Origin of the sequence: Pseudomonas alkylphenolica (assembly GCF_016009175.1) — a bacterium.
Lineage (GTDB): Bacteria > Pseudomonadota > Gammaproteobacteria > Pseudomonadales > Pseudomonadaceae > Aquipseudomonas > Aquipseudomonas alkylphenolica_B.
Genome location: NZ_JADUCM010000002.1, coordinates 218,681 through 236,096 on the forward strand (window position 1 = coordinate 218,681; position 17,416 = coordinate 236,096).

A 17,416-nucleotide genomic window follows, 5' to 3' on the forward strand; every position below is an offset into this window, starting at 1 on the left:
CGTCAGCTGGTGGTAATGACTTTTTTGACCGTGATCAGTCGCTTGCCGTCGTGCAGGATGTTCACCCACGGGATTTCGCTATGATCGCCAGGCAGTTCGAAGCACACTTCTTTATCGGTCAACACGCTCAGGAATGAACCCGTTTCTTCCTCCAGCTTGAGCTCCAGGTTCAATGCATAGGATTTATCTTGAATGCGGGCTTGTTCAAGTACCGGCTTGATCCCTGGGTGAGCGACAGTGACCGTGCCGCGCACACGGAAGCAGGCTCCGTCCGGGCCCGGCATCAGATCGTTTTGAAGAGTCCAGTCTTTGGTTTCGATGGTCATGGTGTTACTCCTTATGATGGTCTGCAACGTCTGTTGCAGATCCATCTTCCGGTGATCACGGCGTCCAATGGAGCTGGAAAACCTTCAATCGTGCCAGGCACTGCCCTTACGGGCCAACAGGCTATGGGCCTGGTCCGGCCCGTTGGAGCCGGCCGGGTAGGGCCGGGGCGCCTGAAAGTGTTCTTGCCAGCCATTGAGGATCGGGTCGATCCAGGCCCAGGCAGCCTCGACTTCATCGCGGCGCATGAACAGTGTTGAGTCACCATCGAGCACATCCAGCAGCAGGCGCTCGTAAGCGTCCCAGCGGCGGGTCTGGCCAAATACCTGAGCGAGGTTGAGGTTCAGCTCAACGGGTTCCAGGCGCATCCCTTTGCCGGGCGTCTTCGTCATCATCTGCAGGCTGATGCGCTCATCAGGCTGCAACTGGATGAGCAACTGGTTGGCCTGGTCGCCTTCGAACAGACGATGGGGCACCGGCTTGAACTGAATGACAATTTGCGAGGAGCGTTTGCCCAGGCGTTTGCCGGTGCGCAGGTAAAAGGGCACACCCGCCCAGCGCCAGGTATCGATATGGGCCTCAACGGCTACGAACGTCTCGGTATCACTGTCGTTGTCGACATCTTTTTCGAAATAGTAGGCCGGCACTTCCTGGCCACCGATCTTGCCGGCGCTGTATTGGCCGCGCACGGTCTTGTCCTGCACGTCCTGGCCACTGATGGGCTTGAGGGCCTTGAGGATCTTCACCTTTTCGTCACGCACCGCTTCAGCTTCAAACTGTGCAGGAGGCTCCATTGCTACAAGGCACAGCAGCTGCAGCAGGTGATTCTGCAGCATGTCGCGGGTGGCGCCGGCGCGATCGTAATAGGCCCCGCGGTTTTCGACGCCCAGGGTTTCACAGACGCTGATCTGCACGTGATCGATCTGGCTGTTGCGCCACACCGGCTCCAGCAACGCATTGGCAAAGCGCAGGGCCATCAGGTTCTGCACCGTTTCCTTGCCCAGGTAGTGATCGATGCGAAACACCTGCGACTCGTCGAATACCGCACCGATGGCCTGGTTGATCGCAGTGGCTGACTCCAGTGAGTGGCCAATGGGCTTCTCCAGAACGATGCGCGCTTCGCTTTCGGCCAGCCCGGCCACTTTCAGGTGGTTGGCGATGGGCACGAACAGATTGGGGGCGGTGGCCAGGTAGTAAATCCGGGTCAGTCCGCCGGGCTCACCGAGAAAACGCGACAGGCGGCCGAAGTCGGCGCTTTGCGATGCGTCCATGGCGAAGTAGTCCAGGCGTGCGGAAAAGCGTGCCCAGACATCCTCGTCGAAGTCATTGCGGGCAATCTGGGCGCGGCAACGGCGTTCGGCAAGTTTGAGATAGTCATTACGCGGGAGCGGTCGTCGGGCCAGGGCGATAATGCGCACGGCGATGTGCAGGCGCCCCTCGCGATACAGGTGATAGAGCGCCGGAAGCAGCTTGTGCAGGGCCAGATCACCGGTGCCGCCGAACACCATGATGTCGCAAGGGATAGTCAATACCACCACTCTCCTAGTTCGTTTAGCTGGGCGGGTCGCCGGTCATGTAGTATAACTACAAGAAAGCTACAACCCGGTCAGTCGATCATAACCGAGTCCTGCCCTTGAATCTGTTGCAACACATCGCCCAGTCGCGCCATCTGCTACGCAAATCGGAACTGAAGGTTGCCGATCACGTGCTGCTTGATCCTGCAGCCGTCATGCACAGCTCGATGGCCGATCTTGCCCATAGCGTTGGTATCAGCGAGCCGACCATCGTGCGCTTTTGCCGAGCTATCGGCTGTTCAGGCTTTCAGGACCTCAAGCTCAAATTGGCCCAGAGCCTGGCAGCGGGCGCCAGCTTCGGCCAGTTCGCGATTCATGAAGACGACTCGGTCGCTGACTACAGCCTGAAAATTTTCGACACCACCCTGCATACGCTGATGGAGGTGCGCGAGCATCTCGACCCCCAGGCGTTGCAACGTGCAGTGTCCGCCATGGCCCAGGCCCAGCGCGTCGAATTCTATGGTTTTGGTGCGTCCGGTGCGGTGGCGGCGGATGCCCAGCACAAGTTCTTCCGCTTGCTGCTGACGGCGGCGGCGTATTCCGATCCGCACATGCAGGCAATGTCGGCGGTCACGCTCAAGCCCGGCGATGTAGCCATCTGCATTTCCCAGTCCGGGCGCTCCAAAGACCTGCTGATCACTGCCAACCTGGTGCGTGAAAGCGGTGCAACGCTGATTACCCTGTGCCCGAGCCAGACGCCACTGGCCGAACTGTCGACCGTCAACCTGGCGATCGATGTGCACGAAGACACCGAGATCTATACGCCCCTGACTTCGCGTATCGCCCACCTGGTAGTGATCGACGTGTTGGCCATGGGAGTGGCGATGGCCCGTGGCCCAAGCCTGGTCAACCATCTCAAGAGCGTTAAGCGCAGCCTGCGCAGCTTGCGCCTGTCGCCCAAGTCGGTGAAGGCGTTCGACGACTGAGACTGCATTGACCCCGGCGGTCGCCAAGCTATCAGCCGGCCTCGGCATCGAGTACCAAGTTGGCCAACGTATGTCCCTGGTGGCTGATTTCTATTGGTGTGCGCCCGGTGCGATTGCTTATCGTGCAAGACACCGCATGAATTGGAAGCTGTACCGTCAGGTCCGGGGCTGGCTCCGCTTCAAGTCTGAAGCATTCAGGAAAATCGGCAGCTTTTCTTTGGCCTTCATGGATCAGGGACGGTGTGCTGTCGAGTGCCGAAATTACTGAGCCGGTTACCATTATTCTGGTTGTACCGTCTATGTTGATGCGCAGGGCATTCCACGTACCGGTTTCGATTTTCATGGGGTTCTCCGTTGGCTTTTGGGCGCGGCTTTTTGCCGCCACGAAATTATTCATCCGCCACCGAAACGAAGGCATCTGGACAGGTTTCTCGCAGTTATTGCAGAGAAATTCACCGTTTTGTAATCGAGGTGGCACCAAACCGTAAAACCTGAGGGCCACTCTGAAACTCCCCGCACTCGATCAGGGAGATATGCAATGGCTCGTGAATTCGATGGCTCGTATCAACCCAACGCCAAGTCCCGCAAGCAGCAGGAGAAAGATCAGCGCCGCATGGAGTTTCGCCGCGCGATCGAAAGCTACTCCGAGCAACGGCGCCTGCTTCAGGAAATAGCCGATTTTCCGGAGCTGCAGGCCATCAGCGTGTGGCAGGTATCGGCGGCAGATTCCCAGAAAATCGCTCAACAAGCTCGCTGATTTGCGCACGTTCGCTACGGATAAACGCAAGAAAGGCCAAGGCTACCGGCGATTGCCGCTTGGCCTTGGATTGCACCACGCACCAGCTTCGGTACAGGGGTAGCTCTTCGATCGGTAGCTCGCGCAAGATGCCCGTGGCTAGCTCCAGGTTCAGTGCGTGACGGGTCAGCAGGGCAATGCCCAGCCCGGCAATCACGCATTCACGCTGGGCATCGGCCGAGGCGACCTCAAGGGTCTGGGTGAAGTGCACGCGCTTGTCCTTGAAGTACTCTTCGCAAGCCTTGCGGGTGCCCGAACCTTGCTCGCGAACCAGCAGGGTATGCGGTTCCAGGTCCTGCAGGCGCAGCTTCTCCAGCTTGCACAGAGGGTGATCGGGCGGCGCCACGGCGACAATCGGGTTGTTCAGGAACGGTAAAAATTCCAGGCCCATGTCCTGGGGCACCATGGACATGATGATCAGGTCGTCGCGGTTGTCCGACAGGCGGCGGATGGCCTGGGCCCGATTGACCACAGTAAGGGTAAGATTGACTTCAGGGTGCTGGCGCTTGAAGGCGGCGAACAGGTGCGGGACGAAGTACTTGGCGCTGGATTCCACAGCCAGTTTCAGCTGACCCTGCAGCGAGCCCTGCATGTCGGACAGCTGCATGTCGAGGCTTTCCAGGCGGCCGAAAATGTCGCGGCTGGCGCGTTGCAGGGCCTCGGCGGCTTCCGTCAGGTAGAGTTTTTTGCCGACGTACTCGAACAGCGGCTGGCCGACCAATTCTTCGAGTTGGCGGATTTGTAGACTAACGGCGGGTTGCGTCAGGCTCATCTCGTCGGCTGCGCGGCTGTAAGAGCGCAAATCACAGACCTCATTGAAGATCTGCAATTGACGCAATGTCATACGCATCAATGACTTACGCATTTTTTTATTGTCTCGGCAAAACCTTGTAACAGCACTATAAGCTTTTGCTAATGCACACCCTAATAAATATTGATTTTTGTTTATCCAGAGACAGCGCTAGGGTAAAGATGCGACTGGCCAGCGACGATTGGTCACGCGCCGACCGGCTTTGCCGACTCGTTTGTTCTAGCGGCCTTGGGAATACTCCAGTGATAAAAAAGATCCTGATCGCCAACCGCGGTGAAATTGCTGTTCGAATCGTGCGTGCCTGCGCCGAGATGGGCATTCGCTCCGTGGCGATCTACTCCGACGCCGACCGCCACGCCTTGCACGTCAAACGTGCCGACGAGGCTCACAGCATTGGTGCCGAGCCCCTGGCCGGTTACCTGAACCCGCGCAAGCTGGTGAACCTTGCAGTGGAAACCGGTTGTGATGCCTTGCATCCCGGTTACGGTTTTCTGTCAGAGAACGCTGAGCTTGCAGACATTTGTGCCGAGCGCGGTATCAAGTTCATCGGGCCGGCAGCCGAAGTCATTCGCCGCATGGGCGACAAGACCGAAGCCCGCCGCAGCATGATCAAGGCCGGTGTACCGGTCACGCCGGGCACCGAAGGCAACGTTGCCGACATCCATGAAGCCCTTTCCGAAGGCGAGCGCATCGGTTATCCGGTGATGCTCAAGGCGACATCGGGTGGTGGTGGCCGCGGTATTCGTCGCTGCAACAGCCGCGAGGAGCTGGAACAGGCATTCCCACGAGTGATTTCCGAAGCGACCAAAGCGTTCGGTTCGGCAGAAGTCTTCCTGGAAAAATGCATCGTCAACCCGAAACACATCGAGGCGCAGATCCTTGGCGACAGCTTCGGCAACGTTGTGCACCTGTTCGAGCGCGACTGCTCGATCCAGCGTCGCAACCAGAAGCTCATCGAGATTGCCCCAAGCCCGCAGCTGACTCCTGAACAGCGCGCCTATATCGGCGACCTGTCGGTGCGCGCAGCCAAGGCCGTCGGCTATGAGAACGCCGGTACCGTGGAGTTTCTGCTCGCCGATGGCGAGGTGTACTTCATGGAGATGAACACCCGGGTGCAGGTGGAACACACCATCACCGAAGAAATCACCGGTATCGACATCGTTCGCGAGCAGATCCGGATTGCCTCGGGCCTGCCGCTGTCGGTCAAGCAGGAAGATATCCAGCACCGCGGCTTTGCCCTGCAGTTCCGGATCAACGCTGAAGACCCGAAGAACAACTTTTTGCCCAGCTTCGGCAAGATCACCCGTTACTACGCACCCGGCGGCCCCGGCGTACGTACCGATACGGCGATCTACACCGGCTACACCATTCCACCGTTCTATGACTCCATGTGCCTGAAACTGGTGGTCTGGGCGTTGACCTGGGAAGAAGCCATGGACCGTGGCCTGCGCGCCCTGGACGACATGCGCGTGCAAGGGGTGAAGACCACCGCCGCGTATTACCAGGAAATCCTGCGCAATCCGGAATTCCGTAGTGGCCAGTTCAATACCAGCTTTGTTGAAAGCCATCCGGAACTGACCAACTACTCGATCAAGCGCAAACCCGAAGAGCTGGCCCTGGCCATCGCTGCCGCCATTGCCGCCCACGCAGGCCTGTGAGGAATCCCATAATGTCCAAGAAAATCTTTGTAACCGACACAATCCTGCGCGATGCCCACCAGTCCCTGCTGGCCACCCGCATGCGCACCGAAGACATGCTGCCGATCTGCGACAAGCTCGACAAAGTCGGCTACTGGTCGCTGGAAGTCTGGGGCGGCGCCACCTTCGACGCCTGCGTACGCTTCCTCAAGGAAGACCCGTGGGAGCGTCTGCGCAAGCTGCGCGCAGCCCTGCCTAACACCCGCCTGCAAATGCTGCTGCGTGGTCAGAACCTGCTGGGCTACCGTCACTATAGCGACGACGTGGTCAAAGCGTTCGTGGCCAAGGCGGCGGTCAATGGCATCGACGTGTTCCGTATCTTCGACGCCATGAACGATGTGCGAAACCTGCGTGTGGCCATCGAAGCTGTGAAAGCCGCTGGCAAACATGCCCAGGGCACCATTGCCTACACCACCAGCCCGGTGCACACCATCGACGCGTTCGTGGCTCAGGCCAAGCAGATGGAAGCCATGGGTTGCGACTCGATCGCGATCAAGGACATGGCCGGCCTGCTGACCCCTTATGCTACCGGTGAACTGGTCAAGGCCCTGAAAGCCGAGCAGTCGCTGCCGGTGTTCATCCACTCCCACGACACCGCCGGCCTGGCTGCCATGTGCCAGCTCAAGGCGATCGAGAACGGTGCTGATCATATCGACACCGCGATCTCCAGCTTTGCCTGGGGCACCAGCCACCCGGGTACCGAGTCGATGGTCGCGGCGCTCAAGGGCAGCGAATTCGACACCGGTCTGGATCTGGAACTGCTGCAGGAAATCGGCCTGTACTTCTACGCCGTGCGCAAGAAGTACCACCAGTTCGAAAGCGAATTCACCTCTGTGGATACCCGCGTGCAAGTGAACCAGGTGCCAGGCGGGATGATTTCCAACCTCGCCAACCAGCTCAAGGAGCAGGGCGCGCTCAACCGCATGAACGAAGTGCTGGCAGAGATTCCGCGCGTGCGTGAAGACCTCGGCTTCCCGCCGCTGGTGACCCCGACCTCGCAGATCGTCGGTACCCAGGCGTTCTTCAACGTGTTGGCTGGCGAGCGCTACAAAACCATCACCAACGAGGTGAAGCTGTACCTGCAAGGCGGTTACGGCAAGGCCCCGGGTGTCGTCGACGAGACCCTGCGCCGTCAGGCAATCGGTAGCGAAGAAGTCATCGACGTGCGCCCGGCCGACCTGCTCAAGCCGGAAATGACCAAGCTGCGTGCCGATATCGGCAACCTGGCCAAGTCCGAAGAAGACGTGCTGACCTTCGCTATGTTCCCGGACATCGGGCGCAAGTTCCTCGAAGAGCGCGAAGCCGGAACCCTGACCCCAGAAGTGCTGCTGCCGATTCCCGAAGCGGGCAAGGTGGCTGCGGCTGGTGGAGAAGGTGTGCCGACCGAGTTCGTCATCGACGTCCACGGCGAAACCTACCGCGTCGACATTACCGGTGTGGGCGTCAAGGCCGAAGGCAAGCGTCACTTCTACCTGTCCATCGACGGCATGCCGGAAGAAGTGGTGTTCGAGCCGCTCAACGAATTCGTCGGCGGTGGCAGCAGCAAGCGCAAGCAGGCCAGTGCACCGGGCCATGTCAGCACCACCATGCCAGGCAACATCGTCGATGTGCTGGTCAAGGAAGGCGACGTGGTCAAGGCCGGCCAGCCAGTGCTGATCACCGAAGCCATGAAGATGGAAACCGAAGTGCAGGCGGACATCGCCGGCAAGGTAGTTGCCATCCACGTGGCCAAGGGTGACCGGGTCAACCCGGGCGAGATCCTGATCGAGATCGAAGGCTGATTTTCAGGCCTTCATCTACAAGCAGTTAACCTCTGGGGGGCGTATGCCTCCCTTTTTTTTGCGCTTTTATCCTCGGTGAGCGCTTCGCGCTCAATCGCCAGCGCCTACAGGATGTGAGAGCTGGCGAAGCCTGCGATCGACCGCGTAGCGGGCGCCTTGGCTTCAAGCGTCAGCGAGCTGCGCGGCAGGCTTCCAGCGTTTGCACCTGGCCGCTTGGCCGCTGGTTGTCTTCCCCCAACCAGCGTTCAAACCCGGCCGCAATCGCTGGCCACTCATCGTCGGTAATCGAGAACCAGGCGGTGTCGCGGTTACGGTCCTTGATCACCATGTGCTTGCGAAACACACCTTCAAAGCTGAAGCCGAAGCGCTCGGCTGCTCTTTTCGAGCGGGCGTTGTCGTTATTGCACTTCCACTCCAGGCGACGGTTACCCAGTTCGAATGCCAGCTTGCTCAACAGGTAGACCGCTTCGGTGCCCCTGGGCGTGCGCTGCATGGCGGCGCCAAAGGCTATGTGGCCGACCTCGATGCGGCCCTGATCGGGCACGATCGACATCAGGCTGAGAATCCCCTGGGTCTGGCCACTGGCGCTGTCGATGACGCTGTAGAACAGCGGGTCGCTGCTGGCGGCGTTGCTGTCGAGCCAGTGGTCGAAGTCTTCGCGTTCGGTGAAAGGCCCGTAGGCCAGGTAATCCCAGAGTTTCGGATCGGCGTCGGGCCCCTGGAATACCTGCCAGAGGTCTTCCCGGTCGCGGCGGGGGTCGAGCTTTTCCAGGCGAATGAAGCGTCCGGTCAACGTTGTGGGGGGTGGACGTTTGGCCGGTCGCCAGTTCAGCAGTGCACTCATGTAATGGCTCCCGGGCTTACAGTGGTTTGCGAAACTGGATAAAGCCAGGCCGCTCGGCAACTTGCTCGTAAAGGCTGATCGCGGTGGCGTTGGTTTCGTGGGTCAACCAGTGCACTTTTGCGCAACCTGCTGCCTTAGCCGTAGCGTAGACGTATTCGATCAACTGGCGGCCGATACCGAGGCCACGCTGTTCGCTCTGGACATACAGATCCTGCAGGTAGCAGGAGTTCTCGATGCTCCAGTTGGAACGGTGATAGATCCAGTGGACCATGCCCACTGCCTTGCCATCGACCCAGGCCAACGCGGCGTTGGTCGGCTCAGTGGGGTCGAGCATGCGCTGCCAGGCAACCGCAGTCACCTCATCGGCAATACGGGTCTCGTAGAAGCGTTGATAGGCTTGCCACAGTGGCAGCCAGGCGCTGTGGTCTTCGGCAGAAACCGGGCGGATCGTAACGCTGGGCATGAGAGCTTCCTTCACGATTGGCGCATCACTGCGGCCAGTTGATTGTCCAGAGGGTCGGTGCTGCTGGCCAGGCACGTACGCACACCTTCGATATCGATGGCCGAACGGTTCTGGCTGAGTTTGCGGGTGCCTTGCAAGCGCTCTATGGGCAGGGCAAAGCCGACAATGGCCTTGAGCATGCCGGCCATGTAGTCAGCGGGAGCTTCATCCACCGACCAGGGTTTGGCCTGTGCTTGTTCATGGCGGTCGCTCAGGCGCCTGACGATGTCCAGCAGGCGTTCGGCGTCGTGATAGACCTCGGCCTTGCCCCAGGCGTGCACGCTGACGTAGTTCCAGGTGGGCACGGTGCGTGGGTCCTGGGCTTTGCTTGGGTAGTAGCCGGCGCTGACATAGGCATCCGGTCCGGCAAATACCACCAGCGCTTCGGCACCGTTTTCCAATTCCTGCCACTGGCGGTTGGCGCGAGCGAAGTGACCGTACAGCGTGCCATTGCTGCCTTGGCTGCGATCGAGCAGCAAGGGCAGGTGGCTGGCCTGCAGGCCTTGTTCGCCATGGGTGACGAGTACGGCCAGGCGCGTCTGCTCGATCTGCTGCTGCAGATGATCGAGGTCGGTTTCCTTGAAGCTCGAAGCTGTGTACATGCGGATTGTCCTTGGCGAATGGTTCAATCCTAGGCAGGCTATTGGTCTATGGTAAGAGCCATTTCCAGCTAATTTCATAGGTCCATTGTCATGAGCGAGCGTCCATTCAGCCTACCGTTCGACCCTACGGGCATTGTGCTTGACCGGCGCCAGGGGCTGAGCCGCCAGCTGTACCAGGCGCTGCGCCAGCGTGTGCTGGATGGCCGCCTGAGCAGCGGCACGCGCCTGCCGGCTACGCGTGACATGGCGAGCGCACTGGCGCTTTCGCGCAACAGTGTGGTGCGCGCCTATGACCAGTTGTATGCCGAGGGCTTTATCGAGAGCCGGGTGGGTGATGGGACCTACGTCAGTCAGCTGCCAAAACTATCCACAAAAATATCCACAGGGTTATCCCTGGGTTTTTCCACAGGGTTATCCACAAAAATACCCGAAAGCACTGAGCATTTGTCCAGTAAAGTTATCCACAGCGGGCCTTTGGAGCGGCTGGAAAACAACCATTTACCCGCACCCAAAAGCGGCCCGCCAAGGGCATTCCGCGTCGGTTTACCGGCGCTTGATCTGTTCCCATTCGACGTCTGGGCCAAGCTGCAGGCGGGATTCTGGCGCAATCCGGATCCGGCGGCGCTCGGGTACGGCGATCCGGCGGGGGAGCTGCAACTCCGTGAGCTGATTGCGACCTACCTGCGTCGATCGCGAGGGCTTTCCTGCGTGGCTGAACAAATTGTGATCACCAGTGGTGCGCAGCAAGCCATCAGCCTTTGTGCACAGCTGTTGCTGGAAGCTGGCGATGTGGTAGCTGTGGAAAACCCGGGCTATCGCGCGGCGGGTAATGCCTTTGCCCTGACCGGTGCGCAGGTACGCGGAATCGCAGTGGATAACGAGGGGCTGGATTGCGCAGCGCTGTACGACCTGCCGCACTGTCGCCTCAGCTACGTGACGCCCTCACATCAATACCCTACCGGGGTCACCATGAGCCTGGCCCGGCGCCTGGAACTGCTGGACTGGGCGCAGCGCAAGGACGGCTGGATCATTGAAGACGACTACGACGGCGAGTACCGCTACAGCGGGGCGCCCTTGGCGCCACTGGCAGCCCTGGACCGCAGTGGCCGGGTTTTGTATGTCGGCACGTTCGGCAAGATTGCCTTTCCCGCCTTGCGTCTGGGCTATCTGGTGCTGCCGCAACAGTTGGTACAGGCCTTTTCCCGGTGCCGGGCGCTGGCGGTCAGGCATTCGGAGGTGGGCACGCAGGCGGTGATGGCGCAGTTCATGGCGCAAGGGCACTTCCAACGGCACATTCGCCGTGTACGCCGCGCCGCGTTGAACCGTCGCAATGCCCTGCAAGCCGGATGGCCTGTGGATATTCCCGGCCTCGGGCCGCTGCCCGAAGTCGCTGCGGGGCTGCATGTAAAAATTGATGTGAACAGTTACGCACGTGAGCAGGCGCTGATTGCCCAGGCTGCTGCAGCAGGCGTTGAGCTCAATGCCTTGAGCGACTACTGGCTACCCGACTCGATTATCCCTGTGGATAACCGCGCCGGGCTGGTGCTTGGCTTCGCCGCTGTGGACGAATCGAGGATTGCTGACGCGCTGGCACGCCTGCGGCGTGCCTGGCGCGATTGACGGTCAGGTTCCGGCCTTGATCTTGGTCCAGGCACGGGTGCGTGCACGTTCCGCGTCACGGGCCAAAGGTTGCAGGGTATACAGCTTGGCCATGGCCGCTTCGGTCGGGTAGAGGTTGGGGTTGTTGCGAATGGCCGGCGTTACCAGTTCGGTGGCGTCCTTGTTCGGGTTCGGGTACCCGACAAAGTCACTGATCGGCGCAATCACTTCAGGTTGCAGCAAGTAGTTGATGAAGGTGTAGGCATCTTCCGGGTTGGCGGCACCTTTAGGGATGGCCAGCATATCGAACCAGATCGGCGCGCCTTCCTTGGGCAGACGCATGTCCACGACTACACCGTTTTTAGCCTCAAGCGCACGGTTGGCCGCCTGCGAGAAGCTCCCCGAATAGCCCACTGCCACGCAGATATCGCCATTGGCGATGTCGGCCATGTATTTGGAGGAGTGGAAGTAGGTGATGTAAGGGCGGATCTTGAGCATCAGCGCCTCGGCCTGCTTGTAGTCGGCGGGCTTGTCGCTGTTGGGTGGCAGGCCCAGGTGCTGCAGGGCCAGGGGCAGAATCTCGGACGGGGAGTCGAGCAGCGCCACGCCACATTGCTTGAGCTTGGCGATGTTTTCTTCCTTGAAGATCAGGTCCCAGCTGTCCACCGGCGCATTGTCACCGAGCACGGCCTTGACCTTGGCCGGGTTGAAGCCAATCAATACGGTGCCGTACATGTAGGGCACGGCGTATTTGTTACCGGGGTCATTGGCCTCGATCAGCTTCATCAGCTTGGGGTCGAGGTGTTGCCAGTTCGGCAGCTTGCTGCGGTCCAGGGGCTGGAACACCCCGGCCTCGATCTGCTTGGCCAGGAATACGTTGGATGGCACCACCACGTCGTAGCCGGAATTGCCGGTCAGCAACTTGGCTTCGAGAGCCTCGTTGGTGTCGAAGATGTCGTAGATCAGCTTGACCTGGCTGTCCTTCTGGAAGTCCACCAGCGTCTGCGGGGTAATGTAGTCGAACCAGTTGTAGACCCGCAGCGTGCGCTGCTCGGCGGCCTCGAGGCTGCCGGCGAGCAAGGCGCTGCAGAGCAGGGGCGCGAGCAGGCGCTTGGCGCGGTTCATGGCCGGGCGCCTTGCTGGCTGCGCTCGAAGCCTTCGAGAACGTTGACCGCATTGATACCGATTTCTTCGACGGCATAACCGCCTTCCATGACGAACAGGGTTGGTTTGCCAAGGCGGGCAATGCGTTCGCCCATCTTCAGGTAGTCGGGGCTGTCGAGCTTGAACTGGGAGATCGGGTCGTCCTTGAAGGTATCGACGCCGAGCGACACCACGACGACGTCGGGTGCATAAGCGGCAATCCGCTCGCAGGCCTGGTCCAGGGCGTTGCCCCAGGCCGCCCAGTCGCTGCCGGCTGGTAGTGGGTAGTTGACGTTGTAGCCCAGGCCTTCGCCTTCGCCTTCTTCGTCGGCATAACCAAGGAAGAACGGAAATTCGGCTTGCGGGTCGCCATGAATCGAGGCGAAGAGCACATCGCTGCGCTGGTAGAAAATCTCCTGGGTACCGTTGCCGTGGTGGTAATCCACATCGAGGATGGCCACTTTGTGATGACCCTGGTCGAGAAAGGCCTGCGCGGCAATGGCGGCGTTGTTCAAGTAGCAGTAGCCACCCATCACATCGCTGGCAGCGTGGTGTCCTGGTGGTCGGCACAGGGCAAATGCGCTGTGGGCGCCGGCCTGGATGGCTGCTTGAGCCGTCAGGGCGACCTGGGCTGCGCTGTAGGCGGCCTGCCAGGTGCCGGCGGTGATCGGCGCACCGGCATCGAAGCTGTAATAACCCAGCTCGCCATGCAGGCCCTTGGGTTTGACGCTGCGCAAGGTGCGTGCAGGCCAGGTGAACGGCAGCAGGTCGCCGTCGTGACCCAGTTCGGCCCAGCGTTGCCAGGCACCTTCAAAGAAGTTCAGGTAGTCAGCACTGTGCACGCGCAGCAGCGGGGCACGGCCAAAGTCCGCAGGACCTTGCACCGGGCCCAACTCACGGGTTTTGACGCGGTCCAGCACATGGTCAGCGCGCGAAGGCATTTCGAAGCAGGGCATCAATTGCCCGTCGATCAGCTCGCAGCGGCCGTGGTGAAGGTGATGGTCATCAGAATAGATAGTCAGCATTTGTTGTTCTCCGAAGTCACTGGCGTGGCGCCATTGTTCATGGAGCCGCTTCGGTTCAGAACGACGCAAACGGCCAAAAGGGGATCAATATGGCCAACCTGCGTGTCCGGATTTCGCCCCTCGACGGTGCGACGTGCGCCGATCAGGCGCGGAAATGGCTTGGGGCCACGCCGCTCCAGCGTAAAAACGCATGGCGGAAACTGGCGGTTTCGCTAAAGCCCAGCGCTTCGGCAATCTGGTAGATCGGCAACTGGTCTTCGGCGAGCAACTGTTTGGCCCGCTCGAAGCGTAGCTCATCAAGCAATTGTTGATAGCTGCTGCCCAACTCCTGCAGGTGGCGGCGCAGGGTGCGCGATGAGCAGTTCATCTGCCGCGCCAGGCCTTCGAGCCCGGGTGCGGCGTTCAGTTGTTCGAGCAGCAACTGACGGATGCGCCCCAGCCAGGCCTGACGGCCGGTGAATTCCAGGTTCTGGCGGCGGCAGCGTTCACTCATGGCCCGATGGGTGATCTGGTCGGCCAGTGGTAACGGCTTTTCCAGCCAGCGACGCTCGAAGGCGAAGGCGTTATCACTGGCATCGAAGTGCAGCGGGCAATCAAACGTCTGCGTGTACAGCGCCTGATAATCCGGGGCAGTGTGCACAAAACGGGCGGCCAGCAAGGGCAGCGGCTGCCCGAGCAAGTCATCGCAGATGACCTTCAACGAGGTCAGGCAGAACTCGGCGTTGAACGCGGCCAGGTGCGGTTCTTCCCGATAATTGCTGGCGCTGAACCAGATGCGATCGCCGTCTTCGATCAGGCGCAGCTGGAAAAGTGTTCCCAGAAGCGCCGGGTACTGCATGGCCAGGCGTAACGCGTCACCTAAGGTGGCACTGGAGAGCAAGGCGTAACCGAGCATGCCGTAGCAGGAAACATGCATGCGCCGACCCAGCTCCAGGCCCACTTCGCGGCGCTGGGCCACGGCGTTGGCGCACACCAGCATCTCCTGGCGCGTGGTGATGCGCGAGTCTGCACGACCCAGGTCGGCAGGGCTGATGCCGCTGCCGTCAAGCAGCGCCGCCGGGTCTACGTCGTCGTTCTGGAAGGCCTGGAGCACCAGAGAAACGGCGTTGAGGGTCGTGAGGTGTGAGTGGAGCATGGTTGTTTCCTGCTGAAGGGCTACCGGCATGCGAGCAATATGCGTGCCTTGCCGCCGTTAGCGCAGCTCCCCGCAGAGGTCTTGTTCGATCAGGCGTCTGATCGCTTCGCACGGCAAGCCCGCGCCGAGCAACAGCTGCAACTTGCCGAAGGCGGCTTCCCGGGTCATGCCACCACCGGACAGTACGCCGACCTGACGCAGACGGCTGCCGGCCTCATAGACATCCAGCTCTACACCGCCTTCATGGCACTGGGTGATTGCCACCACCACCACGCCTCTGGTCTGGGCCTGGGCGAGGGCGGCAAGGAAGTCCGGATTATCGGCAGGGCCGGTGCCGCTGCCGAAGCACTCCAGAATCAGACCCTGGGCGCCGCTGTCGAGTACCGCGTGCAGCAGGCGGGCGTTAAATCCCGGCACCAGCGGCAACACCGCAACGTTGGCCAGTTGTTTCGCCTGGCGGTAATCGAGTTGCGTTGGCACAGGAGCAGCAGGCTTCGCACCGCCGAATCGCTTGAGCGTGACGAAGGGATGGCGACCAAAACTGCGTACTTTGGCCGTGCGCAGGGGGTTGAGCAGTTCACCATGAAAGTAAAGCTGTACGCCCGTTGGCAGGCCGCTGGCCAGCGCCTGCATGGCACCGGCAAGGTTTTCTCCGGCATCGCTGTCGGCAACGCCGGCCGGCAGCATGGAGCCGGTGAACAGCACCGGCGCACCAAGCCCGAGCAACTGGAAGCACATGGCCGCAGCACTGTAGGCCAGGGTATCGGTGCCATGCAGGATCAGCACCGCATCGCAGCCCTGGCCATCGACGGCATCAATGATGGCTTCGCGCAGGTGTTGCCAGTAGTGCGGTGTCATGTTGGCGCTGTCGATCAGCGGCTGCATTTCGCGAAATTGCCAAAGCGGGATACCCGCAAGCCCGGCCAGCTGTTCGCGCATCCGCTGCTCGAAGCCCGAGGCCGGAGCAAGCCCGTTGGCGCCTGCCTGCATACCGATGGTCCCGCCGGTATACAGCACCATGATCTTGCGGGCGGGGTGTACGGTTGCCATGGCACGGTCTCCGGGGGCAGCTTGAAATGAGCTGGTTACACTACGCCATCCGTCGTTGTTGCGGGCATAAAAAAAGGGCCCGGGGACTGATCCCAGGGCCCTCAAAAGGTGAGAGGTGTCTAGTCCCTCGACCTGGTGAGCGGTGTTACAGCATCGGTTACGCTTTGAGCGGAACCAGACGCGGAGCAATCATGTTTTCCGGACGCAGGATGTCGGTGAGCATCTCTTCGTCCAGCAGGCCTTCCTCGCGGACCAGTTCCAGCACACCACGGCCACTTTCCAGGGCGATGGCAGCGATACGGGTGGCGTTTTCGTAGCCGATGTACGGGTTCAGGGCGGTGACCAGGCCGATCGAGTGTTCGACCAGTTCACGGCAGCGCTGTTCGTTGGCGGTGATGCCGACGATGCAGTGCTCGCGCAGCATGTCCATGGCGCGCTGCAGCAGGCGGATCGAATCGAAGATCTTGTAGGCGATCAGCGGTTCCATGACGTTCAGCTGCAACTGGCCGCCTTCGGCAGCGACAGTCAGGGCCAGGTCGTTGCCCATGATGGCGAAGGCCACCTGGTTAACGGCTTCCGGGATGACCGGGTTGACCTTGCCTGGCATGATCGAGCTGCCTGGCTGACGCGCTGGCAGGTTGATTTCGTTGATGCCGGTACGTGGGCCGCTAGACAGCAGGCGCAGGTCGTTGCAGATCTTCGACAGTTTGACTGCGGTACGCTTGAGCATGCCGGAGAACAGGACGAAGGCGCCCATGTCCGAGGTGGCTTCGATCAGGTCGGCAGCCGGTACCAGCGGCTGGCCGCTGATGGTTGCCAGGCGCTGTACGGCCAGGGCCTGGTAGCCAGGGTCGGCGTTGATGCCGGTGCCGATGGCGGTACCACCCAGGTTGATTTCAGTCAGCAGTTCCGGAGCCAGCGAGCGCAGGCGCTGCAGGTCTTCGGTCATGGTGGTGGCAAAGGCGCGGAATTCCTGGCCGAGGGTCATCGGCACAGCATCCTGCAACTGGGTACGGCCCATTTTCAGTACGTGGCTGAACTCTTCACCTTTGGCCGCGAAGGCCTGGATCAGGCTGTCGAGGCTGGCCAGCAGGGCGTCGTGACCGAGCAGCAGACCCAGGCGGATCGCGGTCGGGTAGGCGTCGTTGGTCGACTGCGCCATGTTCACATCGTTGTTCGGGTGCAGGTATTTGTACTCGCCTTTCTGGTGACCCATGGCCTCCAGTGCGATGTTGGCGATTACTTCGTTGGCGTTCATGTTGGTAGAGGTACCAGCACCGCCTTGAATCATGTCGACCACGAACTGCTCGTGGTAGTCACCGCGGATCAGACGGGCGCAAGCCTCGCTGATGGCGGCGTGTTTCGCATCGCTCAGGTGACCCAGCTCGCGGTTGGCGTCAGCAGCAGCCTGCTTGACCATGGCCAGTGCCACAACCAGTTTAGGGTAGTGCGACAGTGGAACACCGGAGAGGTGGAAGTTGTTGGCAGCGCGCAGGGTCTGGATGCCGTAGTAGGCATCAGCCGGGACTTCAAGGGTGCCAAGCAGATCTTTTTCGACGCGGAACGATGCAGCAGCGGACATGATAAATATCATCTCGAGTTTGACC

Annotated in this window: 17 protein-coding genes; 5 read left to right on the forward strand and 12 right to left on the reverse strand. The window is 60.6% G+C overall.

The window, feature by feature from the left end:
• Positions 1-2: 2 nt before the first annotated feature.
• Together I5S59_RS03250 and zwf are read right to left on the reverse strand one after the other, a co-directional pair.
• On the reverse strand, positions 3-326 hold the full coding sequence (locus I5S59_RS03250) for a hypothetical protein (protein ID WP_197875376.1): 324 nt from the start codon (positions 324-326) through the stop codon (positions 3-5).
• 84 nt (positions 327-410) lie between these two features.
• A complete protein-coding gene (gene zwf, locus I5S59_RS03255; RefSeq protein ID WP_197875377.1) occupies positions 411-1,853 on the reverse strand; it encodes a glucose-6-phosphate dehydrogenase in 1,443 nt (480 codons plus the stop codon).
• Between the two features lie 104 nt (positions 1,854-1,957).
• Here zwf and hexR point away from each other — a divergent pair, with 104 nt between their 5' ends.
• Complete coding sequence (hexR, locus tag I5S59_RS03260) at positions 1,958-2,824, forward strand: transcriptional regulator HexR (protein WP_128321970.1); 867 nt, start codon at positions 1,958-1,960, stop codon at positions 2,822-2,824.
• A gap of 31 nt (positions 2,825-2,855) precedes the next feature.
• Here the strand turns inward: hexR and I5S59_RS03265 are convergent, their stop codons facing one another.
• Positions 2,856-3,167 carry a hypothetical protein gene (locus I5S59_RS03265; RefSeq protein WP_197875378.1) on the reverse strand — a complete coding sequence of 104 codons (312 nt, stop codon included), beginning with the start codon at positions 3,165-3,167 and terminating at the stop codon, positions 2,856-2,858.
• A 195-nt stretch (positions 3,168-3,362) separates the two neighbouring features.
• On the opposite strand from I5S59_RS03265, the gene I5S59_RS03270 reads away from it, so the two are divergent.
• Positions 3,363-3,581 carry a PA3496 family putative envelope integrity protein gene (locus tag I5S59_RS03270; protein ID WP_197875379.1) on the forward strand — a complete coding sequence of 73 codons (219 nt, stop codon included), beginning with the start codon at positions 3,363-3,365 and terminating at the stop codon, positions 3,579-3,581.
• Here the strand turns inward: I5S59_RS03270 and I5S59_RS03275 are convergent.
• Positions 3,523-4,485, reverse strand: coding sequence for a LysR family transcriptional regulator (locus I5S59_RS03275; protein ID WP_269670174.1), 963 nt, complete (start codon positions 4,483-4,485; stop codon positions 3,523-3,525). The genes I5S59_RS03270 and I5S59_RS03275 overlap by 59 nt on opposite strands.
• Before the next feature lie 188 nt (positions 4,486-4,673).
• Here I5S59_RS03275 and I5S59_RS03280 point away from each other — a divergent pair, with 188 nt between their 5' ends.
• A complete protein-coding gene (locus I5S59_RS03280; RefSeq protein WP_128321966.1) occupies positions 4,674-6,089 on the forward strand; it encodes an acetyl-CoA carboxylase biotin carboxylase subunit in 1,416 nt (471 codons plus the stop codon).
• An 11-nt stretch (positions 6,090-6,100) separates the two neighbouring features.
• Entirely contained in the window at positions 6,101-7,909 is a 1,809-nt protein-coding gene (gene oadA / locus I5S59_RS03285; protein ID WP_197875381.1) for a sodium-extruding oxaloacetate decarboxylase subunit alpha, read from the forward strand.
• 169 nt (positions 7,910-8,078) lie between these two features.
• Here the strand turns inward: oadA and I5S59_RS03290 are convergent, their stop codons facing one another.
• From I5S59_RS03290 to I5S59_RS03300, 3 genes are read right to left on the reverse strand one after another with little or no spacing between them, the layout of a single operon-like run.
• Positions 8,079-8,753, reverse strand: coding sequence for a GNAT family N-acetyltransferase (locus tag I5S59_RS03290; RefSeq protein ID WP_197875382.1), 675 nt, complete (start codon positions 8,751-8,753; stop codon positions 8,079-8,081).
• 16 nt (positions 8,754-8,769) lie between these two features.
• On the reverse strand, positions 8,770-9,216 hold the full coding sequence (locus tag I5S59_RS03295) for a GNAT family N-acetyltransferase (protein WP_197875383.1): 447 nt from the start codon (positions 9,214-9,216) through the stop codon (positions 8,770-8,772).
• 11 nt (positions 9,217-9,227) lie between these two features.
• Positions 9,228-9,857: an FMN-binding negative transcriptional regulator gene (locus I5S59_RS03300; protein ID WP_197875384.1), complete on the reverse strand. Its 630-nt coding sequence runs from the start codon at positions 9,855-9,857 to the stop codon at positions 9,228-9,230.
• A 90-nt stretch (positions 9,858-9,947) separates the two neighbouring features.
• Between I5S59_RS03300 and I5S59_RS03305 the strand changes: the two genes are divergently transcribed.
• A complete protein-coding gene (locus tag I5S59_RS03305) occupies positions 9,948-11,477 on the forward strand; it encodes a PLP-dependent aminotransferase family protein (RefSeq protein ID WP_197875385.1) in 1,530 nt (509 codons plus the stop codon).
• Positions 11,478-11,480: 3 nt separating this feature from the next.
• On the opposite strand, the gene I5S59_RS03310 is transcribed toward I5S59_RS03305, so the two are convergent.
• From I5S59_RS03310 to aspA, 5 genes are all read right to left on the reverse strand, one after another.
• Entirely contained in the window at positions 11,481-12,581 is a 1,101-nt protein-coding gene (locus I5S59_RS03310; RefSeq protein WP_197875386.1) for a polyamine ABC transporter substrate-binding protein, read from the reverse strand.
• The gene (locus tag I5S59_RS03315) at positions 12,578-13,624 is read right to left on the reverse strand and encodes a histone deacetylase family protein (protein ID WP_197875387.1); all 1,047 of its coding nucleotides are present in this window, start codon (positions 13,622-13,624) and stop codon (positions 12,578-12,580) included. Before I5S59_RS03315 ends, I5S59_RS03310 begins: the two co-directional genes overlap by 4 nt.
• A 142-nt stretch (positions 13,625-13,766) precedes the next feature.
• Positions 13,767-14,759, reverse strand: coding sequence for an AraC family transcriptional regulator (locus tag I5S59_RS03320; RefSeq protein ID WP_197875388.1), 993 nt, complete (start codon positions 14,757-14,759; stop codon positions 13,767-13,769).
• 57 nt (positions 14,760-14,816) lie between these two features.
• Positions 14,817-15,809 (reverse strand): asparaginase, encoded by a 993-nt coding sequence (locus I5S59_RS03325; RefSeq protein WP_197875389.1) that lies wholly within the window; start codon positions 15,807-15,809, stop codon positions 14,817-14,819.
• 157 nt (positions 15,810-15,966) lie between these two features.
• Complete coding sequence (aspA, locus tag I5S59_RS03330; RefSeq protein WP_128321955.1) at positions 15,967-17,391, reverse strand: aspartate ammonia-lyase; 1,425 nt, start codon at positions 17,389-17,391, stop codon at positions 15,967-15,969.
• Positions 17,392-17,416: the final 25 nt, after the last annotated feature.